Consider the following 12,260-nt stretch of genomic DNA (forward strand, 5'->3'; position numbering starts at 1 on the left):
AATTCTGCCTGTACTTCCATCCATACCTTCACTTGGAACGGGCCCCGTCCGGCCCTCAAGCAGCATGTCTGAACCTTCCTCCTCGTCGGCACGCACCTTCACCGTCGCCGACTTCGATTTCTCCCTCCCCGAATCGCTGATCGCCCAGCACCCGGCCGCCGAACGCAGCGCCTCGCGCCTGCTCGACGGCACCGGCGAGCAGCCGGTGGACCGCATCTTCCGCGAGCTGCCCGGCCTGCTGCAGCCGGACGACCTGCTGGTGTTCAACGACACCCAGGTGGTCAAGGCGCGCCTGTTCGGCGAGAAGGCCAGCGGCGGCAAGCTGGAGCTGCTGATCGAGCGCGTGCTGCTGCCGCACGAGGCGCTGGACGGCTCGGCCAACGAGGTCGTCGGCCACCTGCGCGTGAGCAAGAAGCCCCTGCCCGGCGGGCGCCTGCACCTGGCCGGCGGCCTCAAGGGCGGCGGCTTCGACGCGGTGTTCATCGGCCGCTGGCCCGACGAGCAGGGCCAGCTGTTCCGCCTGCGGCTCGAAGGCCCGGCGGGCGAAGACCCGCACACGCTGATGGCGCGCCACGGCCATGTGCCGCTGCCGCCCTACATCACGCACGGCGACGACGCCGAGGACGAGCGCCGCTACCAGACCGTGTTCGCGCGCGTGCCCGGCGCCGTGGCCGCGCCGACCGCCGCGCTGCACTTCGACGAGGGCGTGCTGGCCGCGCTCGAAGCGCATGGTGTGCGGCGCGCCAACGTCACGCTGCACGTGGGCGCCGGCACCTTCGCGCCCATGAAGACCGAGCGCATCGAAGAGCACGTGATGCACCACGAACGCTACGCCATCCCGCCCGCCACGGTGCAGGCGATCGAAGACTGCCGCGCGCGCGGCGGCCGCGTGGTGGCCGTGGGCACGACCACGGTGCGCACGCTGGAGAGCTGGACGAAGAGCGGCGAGCTGCAGGGCGACACCAACATCTTCATCACGCCGGGTTTCGACTTCCGCGTGGTCGATGTGCTGGTCACCAACTTCCACCTGCCCAAGAGCACGCTGATGATGCTGGTCAGCGCCTTCGCGGGCTACGACCATGTGATGGCGCTCTACCGCCACGCGGTGGCGCAGGGCTACCGCTTCTTCAGCTACGGCGACGCGATGCTGCTCGCGCGGTCAACGACCGCCTGAAAATCAGGCTCCGAGGTCGAGCAAGACCCGCCCGCCCTCGACCTTCACCGGCCAGACCTTGATCGGCTGGGTGCAGGGCGCGAGCGTGGCGTCGCCGGTGCGCAGGTCGAAACGGCCCTGGTGGAACGGGCACTCGATCTCGTGCCCTTCCACGAAACCGTCGCACAGCTTGGCGTTGCCGTGGGTGCAGAGGTTGTCGGTGGCGAACACCTCGCCCTCCACCGCAAACAGCGCGATGTCGCGCCCGCCCGGCGACACCGGGACGCCCGCGCCTTCGAACAGATCGCCCTCGGCGGCCACGTCGGTCCAGTTGCTCATGAGTGCCGTCCTGTTCAGATGGGATAAATGATCGAGTTCGGAATCATCTCGCTGTCGTAGACGCAGAGACGTTGCGCGAACTTCAGACCGTCGGGCGTCTTCGCCACGATGTCCAGATAGCGCCCGACGTTGAACACCGTGCTGGGGCCGTCGAGCTTGGTGCGGAAGACCGCGTAGTTGGCCTCGCAATGCAGGCGGCCCTGCGCGTCGATCTGACGCAGCACCGGCGCGCCCACCACATGGCGCTGGTAGTACGGGTCGTGGAACAGGGTTTCCTTGATGCCGTAGACGCGGTCGCGCAGCATGGCCTGGCTGTCGAAGGCCAGGGTCGAGAGCGGAAAGCCGCGCTCGTGGTTCTCGCGCGGCTGCAGCTTGTAGACGCAGTCGGCGGTGAAAAAATCGGGCCAGAGGTCCCAGTCGCCGCTGTCGACGGCCGAGGCGTAGTCGCTGTGGAGCGCCTGCAGCGCCTGAAAGGTCTCGAAGTCGAGGGTGCTCATGCGGTACCTCCTTGCGAGGCGTCCGGCGCTTCCATGACTTTCCGCCAGTACTCGTACATGCCGCGGATCAGCGTCTCCGTCACCATGTGGTCGGTCTCGCCCACCTCGCGCCCGCCCAGCTCGGCCAGTGCCCGGTGCTGCGGCTTGCTCTCGAAGGCCTGCTGCGAGAACTCGATCACCTCGCCGTCGTCGGCGCTGACGAAACCGGCCGGGCCGAACAGGTTGGCCTGGCGCAGGCGGCGCTGCGTCATCTCGGGCGTGTCGTCCTCGAAGCCGAAGTGCGTCCAGACGAAGTCGAAGGCGCCGTGGCCGTCGGGCTGGATGTGGCGCGTGCTCACGCTGTTGACCTGCTGCTGGAAGATGACGCTCGGAAAGAGTGTCGTCATCACCGCGGTCGGCATCTGGTCGTCCATCTGCCACCAGGGCTCGGGCACGATGTCCAGGAAGCGCGGGTCTTCGAGCTGCATGCTTTCCTTGAAGCTCGACACCTGGGTCACCTGCGCCGCCTGGCCGGCGGCCTGGCCCATGCTGCCGCGCGTGGAGACCATCGCGGCGTGGCGGTGGTGCGCGTCCATGCGCAGCTCGCTCTTGTTGTCGGCGCGCCAGAGGCCGAAGGTGACGAACCAGGTGTGCAGCAGGCCGGGGTGGTAGGGGTCCTTGATGTTCTCCTGCATCAGCTTCCAGTTGCCCGGGATGCGCTGGCGGTTGTAGCCCAGGATGGTCAGCTTGCGGCCGTTGAACAGGCGGTCGAAGTACTGGAGGATGGTCGGCCCCATGTAGTCTTCGAGCGACTCGACCTCATGGTCGAAGCTGGCGAACACCACGCCGCCGCGCACCGCCACCTTCAGCCGCGTCAGGCCGTGGTCCTTGGGGTTGAAATCCGCCGGCATGCCGCCGTTGACCTTGCCGTCCTGCCGCACGCCGCGGCGGAACGGCACGCCCTGCAATGTGCCGTCGGGCTGGTAGCTCCACTGGTGGTAGGGGCAGACGAACTCGGTGGCGTTGCCGTGGCGCTTGCGGCAGAAGCGCATGCCGCGGTGCGCGCAGACGTTCTCCACCACGTGGATCTGGCCGTCGGCGGCGCGGGTCATGATGACCGAGCGCTCGCCGACCACGGTGCGCTTGAAGTCACCGGCGTTGGGGATCTCGGCTTCCAGGCCCACGTAGCACCAGTGGCCTTGGTAGAAAAAGCGGTCGAGCTCGCGCTGGTGGCGCCGCTCGTCGGTGTAGACGGCAAAGGGGATGCGGCTGGTGCCGCCGGCCTCCCAGTGCAGGGCGTCGGGGGATGCGGGCATGGCTGTCTCCGTGGGTGTTCTTGTGGACCGCATGATCGCGGCCGGCTGGCCATCCGGCAAGGGAATTGGCGTGATACGCTGTATTCACCACGTGAATATGGAAAGCGCATGAAGCTCACCGACATCGACCTCAACCTGCTGGTGGTGTTCGACCGCCTGGTGCAGGACGGCCGGGTCTCGCGCGTGGCCGAGTCGCTGGGCCTGAGCCAACCGGCGGTGAGCAACGCGCTGCGGCGGCTGCGCGACCTGCTGGACGACGAGCTCTTCCTGCGCACGCCCGCCGGCATGGCGCCCACGCCCTACGCGCTGCAGCTGGCCGAACCGGTGGCACAGGCGCTGCGGGGGCTGCAGGGCGCGCTGAACGTGCGCGCCAGCTTCGACCCGGCGCGCAGCGAGCGCTGCTTCACGCTGGCCATGACCGACGTGGGCGAGATCTACTTCCTGCCGGTGCTGATGGACGCCCTGGCGCGCGAGGCACCGGGTGTCACGCTGCGCTGCGTGCCGGTGGCCGACGCATCGCTGCGCGAGGACATGGCCGCCGGCCGGGTGGACCTGGCACTGGGCTCTCTGCCGCAGCTGCAGGCCGGCTTCTTCCAGCAGGCGCTGTTCCGCCAGCGCTACGTGGCGCTGATGCGAGCCGGCCACCCGCTGGCCACCGCCAGCGCCCCGCTGAACGCCACGCAGTACCGGCAGGCCGCCCACGTGCGCGTGGTCTCGGCCGGCACCGGCCACGGCCAGGTGGACGAGGCGCTGCAGCGCCTGGGCGTGGCGCGGCAGGTGCAACTGACCGTGCCGCACTACGTGGCGCTGGGCCAGGTGCTGGGCAGCACCGACCTGGTGGCCACCGTGCCCGAACGTCTGGCCGAGCGCCTGTCCGGCCCGCACGCGCTGGTGGCCCGCCCGCTGACCCTGCGCCTGCCGGCCAGCACCATCGCCCAGCTGTGGCACGCCCACCTGCACCGCGACCCCGGCCACCAGTGGCTGCGCGGCCTGGTGGCACAGCACTTCGGCACCGCCGCTGGGGCCGTGGACAGCCCCTGAAACGACGACAAGGTATCCAGTGGTCACCGGCTTCGCTACCAAAGTGCTACAGCCAGGCCCTGGGGTGTGACTTTTGTGCAGCAGCCGTGAACACGACCGACTGCAGGACCTGGGCGCGCGGGCACAATACCGCCCACCTTCTCGCCGCCGAAAGTCTGTCCGTGATCGAAATGCTGTTCCGCCTGGGTATCGCCCTGCTGCTGTCCGTGAGCCTGGCCCTGCTGCTGGCCTGGGGCTGGTTCAGTTCGGACGAGCGCACGGAGTCGGCGGCGGTCACGGTCGAGCCCTCGGCCGAATCCTCCACTCCGGCCCGCTGACCTGGCCACGGGCTGGGCGGGCCGCCACGCGGTTCACAATGGCCCGATGACACGACGTCGCTGCCTCCCGCTGGCGCTGGCCGGCCTCATCGCCCTGCCCGTCGCGGGACGGGCGGAGCCCGAGGCCTCCCGCTACGCCACCCAGGGCCGCTGCGCCGGCTACCCCCGCGTGGCCCTGACCGCGCCCAAGGGCTGGTGCGTAGGCCTGGTGGGCGACGCGCGCGACGGCCTGCAGATGCCGCGCCGCCTGGTCGAGGTGTCCCCCGGCCGCTTCTGGATCACCGACATGGGCAACTGGGAGCCCCGCCGCGGACGCCTGCTGGAACTGCTGGTGGACGGACAGCCGGGCGACGCGGACCGGGTGACGGTGCTGGCCCGAGGGCTGGACCGCCCACACGGGCTCGCGCGCGGCACCGATGGCAAGGTCTATGTGGGCGAGGCCGGCACGGTCTGGCGCACACCCGTGGACACCTTCGCCCGCGAAGACCTGATCAAGGACCTGCCGGCCGACGGCGCACACCCGCTCAAGGAACTGGCCTTCGGCCGCAAGGGGCGCCTCTATATCAATATGGGATCGGCCAGCGACGCCTGCCGGGACGAGCACCAGCAGCAGCCCCTGCCCTGCCCCGAGACCGCGGGGCCGCTGCCCCGGGCCGCGGTGTACGAAACCACCCTGACCGGCCCGGACCTGAAACCGCAGACACCGAAGCCATTTGCCAGCGGCCTGCGCAACTCGCTGGGCCTGGCGGTCACCCAGGACACGGCCGGGAAGACCGAGCGCCTCTGGCAGGCCGAGAATTCGGTCGACTACAACGCCCCCAACGCCCCGGCCGAGGAGCTCAACGAGCTCGAACGCGGCGCGCACTACGGCTGGCCCTACTGCGTCAGCGATGCGCAGGGCCGCAGCGTGGCGGCGCAGGGCTATGAGCAGCGTGCCCAGTGCGCCCGCCGCCAGGCCCACCGCCCACCGTTCCAGGCCTGGCCGGCCCATGTGGCGCCACTGCAGCTGCTGGCCATGCCGCCCGCGGTCGCCGGCCAGCCGGAACATCCGTGGAGCGGTCGCCTGCTGGCGGTATGGCACGGCTACCGCGCCCAGGGCCACCGCATCGTGGCCTGGCGCCTCGGCCCCGACGGCCGCCCGAGCGGCGCGCGCGAGAACATCGTCTCCGGCTGGCGGGTCATGCCCGGCATCCGCCCACAGGGCAATCCGGCCGGCATCACGGTCGATCACCGGGGCTGGCTGTGGATCGTCGAGGACCGCAACCGCACCGTGCTGGTGGTGGCGCCCGAGACGCCGGCGGGCAGCGGGCCCTGAGGCCGAGCCCCCGTAGCGCCGCAGCCACCGCCCGTCTCATCCTGAGACGGAGCCCCGGCGCTTTGACAAGGATCAATCCGCGGCCCGGGAGCGCTGATAGCCTGAGGACGTCCCCCCAGAAACCCACGGAGTCCCCGCCATGAAACGCACCCTGATCGCCCTCTCGGCCACCCTGCTGGCCGCCACCGCCTGGGCAGGCCCGGCCGAAGACCAGGCCGCCCTCAAGCTCGCCACCGGCGCCGGCTGCATGACCTGCCACAACATCGAACCCGGCGCCAAGGGCCCGAACGGCATGGCCCCCATCGGCCCGGCCTGGCGCGACGTCGCCGCCAAGTACAAGAGTGTCAAGGGCGCCCAGCAGCAGCTGACCGCCACGGTGCTTGCCGGCTCCAGCCCCTACGAGAGCCACTGGAAGGACAAGGTGTCCGGCCTGGCGATGCCACCCAACAAGGTCGCCATTTCCCAGACCGACGCGGCCCAGCTGGTGTCCTGGATTCTGGCGCTCGAGGTGAAGAAGTAGACCACCCCGCGCGCCAGGAGCGCGCTCACAGCCCAGCCTCACGGTTCCACAGGTCGAGGGCCTTCCCGATCCAGTGCCCCACGACGCTGCGGCCCGCGGAACCGATGACCACAGCGCCAGGGCGCTCCTGCCAGACCGGTGTGGGCGCGTTGTCGCAACGGTCCAGGCGCACCCGGAACACGGCGCGCAGGGGCTGAACCAGGCCCTGTGCGTTCACGCTGGCGGGCACGGGTCCACCGTTCGGACTGCCCAGGAAAGCGTGTTCGAGATGGGGCAACGCCACGCTGTCCAGATCGGCCACCCGGCATTTCAGGTGGGCAGACCTCCCGTCCCCGGCCACAAAGCGGGCCGCATCACCCAACCGGATGCCGGGCATGTCCTCACTGGCGACGTAGGCGTCGACCCGGGTGGTGCTGTCGGCCACCACCTGCACCAGCGGCTCGCCGGGACGCACCCAGACACCCGGCTGCAGACCGGGGGCGAGGGTCGTGAGGCGCCCGGGGAAACCGGCCCGCACATCGAGCTGCTCCCGCAGGGCCTTCAGGCCCGAAAGCTCGGCCCGGGCAGCCGCCCACTGCTCGCGCAGGGCGGGTCCCAGCCCCATCAGATCGGCGTGCAGCGACTGCTGCGCCAGCTTCCACTGCATTGCCTGTTCGCGCACGCTGGCCAGCGCCAGCTTCTGATCCAGCTCTGGCGAGGCGAGGGCCACCACGGCCTGGCCCGCGCGCACCGTGTCACCGTGCCGAGCCTCGATCGCTCGGATCTGGGCAGCCACCGGGGCGTACAGCCACTGCGACTGCGCCGCTCCCAGCACGGCCGGGGCGTGCACGCCGCGGGGCCATGGCACGCACAAGGCCAGAGACCCCAGCAGCAGCGCGCCCGCGCTGAGCGTCGACGCGCGCGTCCAGCGGTGTCTGGCGCGCCCACTCCACCATTGCCGGAGTTCCCGTCCCATGGGCCACAGCACGAACCACACCAGCTCCACCGCCAGCAAGAGCAGACCGAGGGCCTTGAAGAAGAGGTGGTAGACCAGCAGTGCAATGCCCAGGAACAGCACCAGCCGGTACAGCCAGGTCAGGTAGGCGAACAGGATGAGCCAGGTCCTGCGCCGGGGCCCGAACTCCTCCGGCGGCGGATCGCTCCAGCCCAGCAGCACCTGCCGGAGCTTCCAGCGCCCCAGGGCGAACGCGCGCTCATGCAGGTTCGCGATGCCAACAGCATCGGACAGCAGGTAATAGCCGTCGAACCGCATGAACGGGCTCAGGTTGACCGCCAGCGTCAGCACCCAGGTGGTGGTGGCGAGCATGAAGGCCCCTGCGCGGACCGACCCGTCGGGCAGCACCAGCCACAACCAAGTGGCGGCCACGGCAAGCATCAGTTCGGTCGCCATGCCCGCCGCGGCGATCTGCATGCGGGCGGTGCGCGATGGCAGCTTCCAGGCATCGGTCGTGTCGGTGTAGAGCACCGGCACCATGACCAGGAACGCCACGCCCATCTGTGGCACCCGGCAGCCGTGGCGATGGGCCGCGAGCGCGTGGCCCATCTCGTGCGCCACTTTCGCCAGGCCCAGTGCGATCAGGATGCCCGGTGCGGACACACCGCCGGCGTACCCGACAAAGGTACCCACGAAGGCATCCCACTGAAACGACACGACAACCAGCGCCGCCAGGGCCAGCAGGACCAGTGTCTTCCAGAACGCGGGTTGAAAGCACCACGCCAGTCGGGGTGAGATCCAGTGCAACAGGGCGGCCGGCCGGAACAGCGGCACCCGGAAGAAGAGGTAGTGCTTGAGGAGCCAGCCCAGCCCACCCATGCGTTGCCGGGCAGCCGCTTCCTGCAGGCGCGCCGTGTGCTCGGGACCATGCTCATCCAGCAAAAAGCTCTGCTCCAGGAACCGCCGGAGGGCTTCAATGTCCTCCTCGTCCACTTGCAGGGTCGTGCGCTCGCGGATGTCGCGCAGGATCGCACCGGAGTCGCGCAGAGACCAGCGAGAGAGTATTTCGAAAGCAGGCCAGCTGATTTCGTAGAAGCGATTGGCCACCGGGTCGTGCAATACCCAGGAAGGCGCACCGTCGGGCCGGGCCGGCCCGGCGTGAAGCTGAAGATCCTGCCGCAGTGCAGGCCAGGCGGTCAGTGCACCAGACGCCATGGCTCACACCCCCAGCGTCTGCCGCAACACAGTCAGCGGGCGCCGCAGCGCGAAGAAGCCCAGCGGCATCCAGTCGCCCTGGATGCGCGCAGACCCGGTGGTGCCGATCCGGGGCAGCGGCTGGTCCGGATCGAACCTGGCCTCAATCTGGTAGGACCAGAGCCCCTCGCGATCGCGCTCCGCGCTGTAAGCCACCCGCTTGACCTTGGCTTCGTAAGACGACCAGGGACTGGCGTTCGGGTAGAGCGTGACGGCGGTGCCCTCGACCACATCGAACCGCTCGCCCACGGGCAGTCGCACCTCCAGCTCGACCTTGGCGGGGTCGGCCAGCAACAGGATGCGCTCGCCCTGCACCACGGTTCGACCCTGCCACTGGTCGGCATCGGAGAACACAACCACACCGGCCCGCGGGGCCCGCAGCTGCACCCGGCCGAGCTGTTCCGTGAGGTAGTCCAGCTCGATGGATTTTTCGTCGAGCACCCCACGCCGCAGGGACATCTCCAGGCGTCTGCGGTCGTCCGTGACCGCGATCTGCGCCGACTGCCGGAACTCTTCCCGCGCGGCATCCAGCACCTTGCCGGCCACCTCGTGGCGCGCCCTCAGGGCCGCTTCGTCGAGCTTGAGCAAGGTCGCACCGGCCTCCACGGTCTGGTTGGGCTGGACCAGCAGCTGATCGACCACGCCGTCCATCGGCGCGCGCACGAAAAACGGGTCTTCGGGCACGACTTCGGCCGACACGACCACGCTCTGGCGGACCGGGACCAGCAGGATGCCCAAGGCGGCCACCCAGAGCCACCGCCGATGGTGCTGCCACCAGCGCACCGGAGCGTCGACCTTGACGCGGCGGCCCTGCAGCTGGTGGGCCAGAGCCAGGCCGTAGTGGGACGCCAGCTCCTGCACCACCGCCCGCTCGTGTGCCGGCCAGGGGTCGGCACGCGCGAGCAACCAGCCGCCGAGGCACTGGCCATCGCCAGACAGCAGGGGTGCCCACAACACATGCGGCGGCAGCCACTGCGCCCAGTCGTGCAGCAGGTCGGGGTGGTCCTCGGGGAGGACCGCGCGGACCTGTCGAGATACCTCGCCGGTCTCGGCGCCGAGACGCCGACACAGGGCGCAGACCCAGTGGGAAAACGGGGTGTTGGGCTCCGGCCGCGGCTGGCCCGACACCGCCACCAGCCGTGCGGCGTCGGTGAAGGCACCGACCTCGCGCCACAACACAGCCAACTGGTAACCCAGCACCTGCCGGCTTTCGTTGACCAGCACAAACCCCAGCGTGTCCAGGTTGGGCGCCGCCGCGGCGCGCCGGACCAGCTGGAGCACTTCCGCCAGCACGCGGCCGGCATCCTGCGAGGTACTCACCGCACGCCGGGAAACGAAGCCCACCCACTCATGCCGGGCAGCAGCCCGGCCGCAGAGCCCGTGACCACAGCCACCAGTCCAACCGACTGGCTGACCGGATCGATGCGGGCACCGATGCGGGTGACCTTGGCGCCAACAGTTTTCTCCAGGTCGTCCAGGCGGATCTGGAATGGAGCGCCGGGCTTGAGCCACGCCAGCCATCGCGAAGGCACGATCAGGCGCACTTCAATGGCACTGGTGTCCACCAGCGACAGCAGGGGCGTGCCTGCATTGACGAACTGATGATCCGACGCCAGGCGCTCAACCACCCGGCCGGAAAACGGCGCAGCGATGCGGCACTTGCTCAAGGCGCTCTGGACCATCTGCACATCGGCGGCCGTTTCGCGTGCTTTGGCCTGGGCCTGGTCGGCCTCCAGCTTGCCCACAGAGTTCAGTTCGGCCAGACGTTGCACGGTCTCCAGGTGTTGCTGTGCGCCGTCACGGGAGGCCTTGGCCTTCTCCAGCTGGGCCTGCAGGGTGCCGCAGTCAAATGACACCAGCAGGGCCCCTGCGCGGAACGCATCGCCGTCGCGCACGGCAATGCGCTCTATCCGGGCGGCCACCTCGCTGGAGACCACCAGATCGTTCAGGGCGGCGAGCTGCACCCGGATGCGACCGTCCTGATCGGTGCCCGCCGCAGACTGCGCCCATGACACCGTGACATGGGCCAGCAACCAGCAACCGGCCAGGACACTCGCCAGCTTGGACGCCTTGCGCATCAGGAGCCTCCGCCCAGCAGGCGGACCCACTTGCCGTCGGTTTCCTTCAGGGTTTGCCTGACGCCGGCAAGGTCATGGCGCTCCAGTTCGGCGGGCAAAGGGTCCCAGCCGATGGTGGCCAGCAACTGACCGTAGGCGCCCTGCAGCGACGCGTAGCTGTGGTGATCGCGCAGTTCGGCCACCAGCGCGCTGGCCGCCGCCCGGACCTCCTGCAAACGGCCCTGCATGTCGGTGCGGGTGGCATTGCGGGTCTGCTCCAGGATCTGTACCTCCACCTGGTTCAGCTCCTGGGCCAGTTCGTGCTGACTCAGGCGGCTGAGGTAGTCCCGGTAAGCCACGTGGCTCTGGGTCAGCACGGCCATGGACAGCGCCATGTGCTGGTGCCGAGCGAGTTCTTCCTGCGCCTTGGCAGCGCCCTGGATGGCGGGGGCGTTGAGCACGTTCAGAAGGTTCCAGCTCACCCGCAGGCCGGCATCGCGCCAGCTCTTGTTCACCAGGAAATCGTTGCTGTCGTAGTGCGTGCCGACCGAAAACTCGATGCCAGGCAGCAGGCGTGCCATGGCCTTGCGCGTTTCCAGCACGCCAATGCGCTCGTTGTAGCGCGCCTCCATCAGCTCGGGGCGATTCAGCAGCGCGGCTTCTTCCACCTGCTCCACCGACATCTTCAGCGGATGAATCTCGCGCTGTGCGGGCACCATCACCTCGAAGGACGTTCCCGGCTCCAGGTTCATCAGCGAGGCCAGCCGCGGACGCGCCTGCGACAGTTCGTCGTTGACGGCCTCCAGCTGGCGGATGATCTCCAGCAACTGCCGTTGGTAGCCCAGGGTTTCCATGGGAGACACCAGGCGCTCTGCCTGGACCTTGCGCGAATCGGCCAGGGCCTTGCGAGCATCCGTGATGATTTCCTGCAGGCGCTTTTCCATCTTCTGAGCACCCGCCATCTGCCAGTAGGCCTGACGAACCAGCTGCATCACCTGGTGCACGGTTTTCCGGCGCCGCTCCTGAGCGACCAGCATGCGGTCGGCGTTCTGCTTCGACTGGTAGTAGCTCACACCAAAATCAAGCACGTTCCACGACAGGCCCAGATCGACCACAGAGCGCTGGCGCTCCGAAGAGATCGAGGGCACCAGCGACTGCTCGCCGGAAACGAAGTCCTGTGAAGACGTCGCCAGATCGTTGTTGCGCGAGGTGTAGCCGGCCGCCGCGGTGAGCCTGGGCAAAAGGTCCACGCGCGACAGGTCGAACTGGCGCATGGCCAGCGCTTCCTCCATCAGCTTGACCCGCGAGTCGAGGTTGTATTTCAGCGCCCTGGCCAGGGCCTCCTCGAGCGAGACCGGCCCCTGCAATGGCTCCTGGCTCTGGCTCAGCAGGGCCCGTTGTTCAGGCAGCGATTGCTGGCGCTCCTGCATGGAGATGGGCATGGTGCTGGTGGCACAGCCAGCCAGCACCACCAGAGAACATGCCGCAACCAGTGGCCGCAAGAAAAATCGCCTGTCCGTCATGCATTGATCCTTGTG

At 69.1% G+C, this 12,260-nt stretch carries 12 protein-coding genes; 5 read left to right on the forward strand and 7 right to left on the reverse strand.

Going from position 1 to position 12,260, the window contains the following annotated elements; genetic code table 11:
* The first annotated feature begins 64 nt into the window (after positions 1–64).
* Positions 65–1,174 carry a tRNA preQ1(34) S-adenosylmethionine ribosyltransferase-isomerase QueA gene (gene queA / locus HFL01S_RS01250; protein WP_066253483.1) on the forward strand — a complete coding sequence of 370 codons (1,110 nt, stop codon included), beginning with the start codon at positions 65–67 and terminating at the stop codon, positions 1,172–1,174.
* 3 nt (positions 1,175–1,177) lie between these two features.
* Here queA and HFL01S_RS01255 read toward each other — a convergent pair whose 3' ends face one another.
* Genes HFL01S_RS01255 through HFL01S_RS01265 form a run of 3 tightly spaced genes read right to left on the reverse strand, consistent with a single transcriptional unit; the run spans position 1,178 to position 3,284 of the window.
* Positions 1,178–1,492 carry a non-heme iron oxygenase ferredoxin subunit gene (locus HFL01S_RS01255; RefSeq protein WP_066253486.1) on the reverse strand — a complete coding sequence of 105 codons (315 nt, stop codon included), beginning with the start codon at positions 1,490–1,492 and terminating at the stop codon, positions 1,178–1,180.
* A 14-nt stretch (positions 1,493–1,506) separates the two neighbouring features.
* Entirely contained in the window at positions 1,507–1,989 is a 483-nt protein-coding gene (locus HFL01S_RS01260) for an aromatic-ring-hydroxylating dioxygenase subunit beta (protein WP_066253488.1), read from the reverse strand.
* Positions 1,986–3,284, reverse strand: a complete 1,299-nt coding sequence (locus HFL01S_RS01265) for an aromatic ring-hydroxylating dioxygenase subunit alpha (RefSeq protein ID WP_066253491.1) — start codon at positions 3,282–3,284, stop codon at positions 1,986–1,988. Before HFL01S_RS01265 ends, HFL01S_RS01260 begins: the two co-directional genes overlap by 4 nt.
* A 108-nt stretch (positions 3,285–3,392) precedes the next feature.
* Here HFL01S_RS01265 and HFL01S_RS01270 point away from each other — a divergent pair, with 108 nt between their 5' ends.
* From HFL01S_RS01270 to HFL01S_RS01285, 4 genes are all read left to right on the forward strand, one after another.
* Entirely contained in the window at positions 3,393–4,325 is a 933-nt protein-coding gene (locus tag HFL01S_RS01270; RefSeq protein WP_066253493.1) for a LysR family transcriptional regulator, read from the forward strand.
* A gap of 86 nt (positions 4,326–4,411) precedes the next feature.
* A complete protein-coding gene (locus HFL01S_RS01275) occupies positions 4,412–4,642 on the forward strand; it encodes a hypothetical protein (RefSeq protein ID WP_066253496.1) in 231 nt (76 codons plus the stop codon).
* A gap of 46 nt (positions 4,643–4,688) precedes the next feature.
* Positions 4,689–5,957: a PQQ-dependent sugar dehydrogenase gene (locus HFL01S_RS01280; protein WP_066253499.1), complete on the forward strand. Its 1,269-nt coding sequence runs from the start codon at positions 4,689–4,691 to the stop codon at positions 5,955–5,957.
* Between the two features lie 139 nt (positions 5,958–6,096).
* Positions 6,097–6,477 (forward strand): c-type cytochrome, encoded by a 381-nt coding sequence (locus HFL01S_RS01285; RefSeq protein ID WP_066253502.1) that lies wholly within the window; start codon positions 6,097–6,099, stop codon positions 6,475–6,477.
* A gap of 25 nt (positions 6,478–6,502) precedes the next feature.
* Here HFL01S_RS01285 and HFL01S_RS01290 read toward each other — a convergent pair whose 3' ends face one another.
* From HFL01S_RS01290 to HFL01S_RS01305, 4 genes are read right to left on the reverse strand one after another with little or no spacing between them, the layout of a single operon-like run.
* Complete coding sequence (locus tag HFL01S_RS01290; protein WP_084383009.1) at positions 6,503–8,626, reverse strand: site-2 protease family protein; 2,124 nt, start codon at positions 8,624–8,626, stop codon at positions 6,503–6,505.
* A 3-nt stretch (positions 8,627–8,629) separates the two neighbouring features.
* On the reverse strand, positions 8,630–9,985 hold the full coding sequence (locus tag HFL01S_RS01295; protein ID WP_066253506.1) for an efflux RND transporter periplasmic adaptor subunit: 1,356 nt from the start codon (positions 9,983–9,985) through the stop codon (positions 8,630–8,632).
* A complete protein-coding gene (locus tag HFL01S_RS01300; RefSeq protein ID WP_084383010.1) occupies positions 9,982–10,743 on the reverse strand; it encodes an efflux RND transporter periplasmic adaptor subunit in 762 nt (253 codons plus the stop codon). Before HFL01S_RS01300 ends, HFL01S_RS01295 begins: the two co-directional genes overlap by 4 nt.
* Positions 10,743–12,164, reverse strand: coding sequence for a TolC family protein (locus tag HFL01S_RS01305; protein ID WP_245644713.1), 1,422 nt, complete (start codon positions 12,162–12,164; stop codon positions 10,743–10,745). Before HFL01S_RS01305 ends, HFL01S_RS01300 begins: the two co-directional genes overlap by 1 nt.
* Positions 12,165–12,260: the final 96 nt, after the last annotated feature.

This window comes from Hydrogenophaga flava NBRC 102514, from assembly GCF_001571145.1.
Classification (GTDB): Bacteria; Pseudomonadota; Gammaproteobacteria; order Burkholderiales; family Burkholderiaceae_C; genus Hydrogenophaga; species Hydrogenophaga flava.

Bases quoted from the DNA above. Each gene is read 5' to 3' on its own strand.
- queA (WP_066253483.1), top strand. From the start codon at position 65: ATGTCTGAACCTTCCTCCTCGTCGGCACGCACCTTCACCGTCGCCGAC.
- HFL01S_RS01255 (WP_066253486.1), bottom strand. From the start codon at position 1,492: ATGAGCAACTGGACCGACGTGGCCGCCGAGGGCGATCTGTTCGAAGGC.
- HFL01S_RS01260 (WP_066253488.1), bottom strand. From the start codon at position 1,989: ATGAGCACCCTCGACTTCGAGACCTTTCAGGCGCTGCAGGCGCTCCAC.
- HFL01S_RS01265 (WP_066253491.1), bottom strand. From the start codon at position 3,284: ATGCCCGCATCCCCCGACGCCCTGCACTGGGAGGCCGGCGGCACCAGC.
- HFL01S_RS01270 (WP_066253493.1), top strand. From the start codon at position 3,393: ATGAAGCTCACCGACATCGACCTCAACCTGCTGGTGGTGTTCGACCGC.
- HFL01S_RS01280 (WP_066253499.1), top strand. From the start codon at position 4,689: ATGACACGACGTCGCTGCCTCCCGCTGGCGCTGGCCGGCCTCATCGCC.
- HFL01S_RS01285 (WP_066253502.1), top strand. From the start codon at position 6,097: ATGAAACGCACCCTGATCGCCCTCTCGGCCACCCTGCTGGCCGCCACC.
- HFL01S_RS01290 (WP_084383009.1), bottom strand. From the start codon at position 8,626: ATGGCGTCTGGTGCACTGACCGCCTGGCCTGCACTGCGGCAGGATCTT.
- HFL01S_RS01300 (WP_084383010.1), bottom strand. From the start codon at position 10,743: ATGCGCAAGGCGTCCAAGCTGGCGAGTGTCCTGGCCGGTTGCTGGTTG.
- HFL01S_RS01305 (WP_245644713.1), bottom strand. From the start codon at position 12,164: ATGCCCATCTCCATGCAGGAGCGCCAGCAATCGCTGCCTGAACAACGG.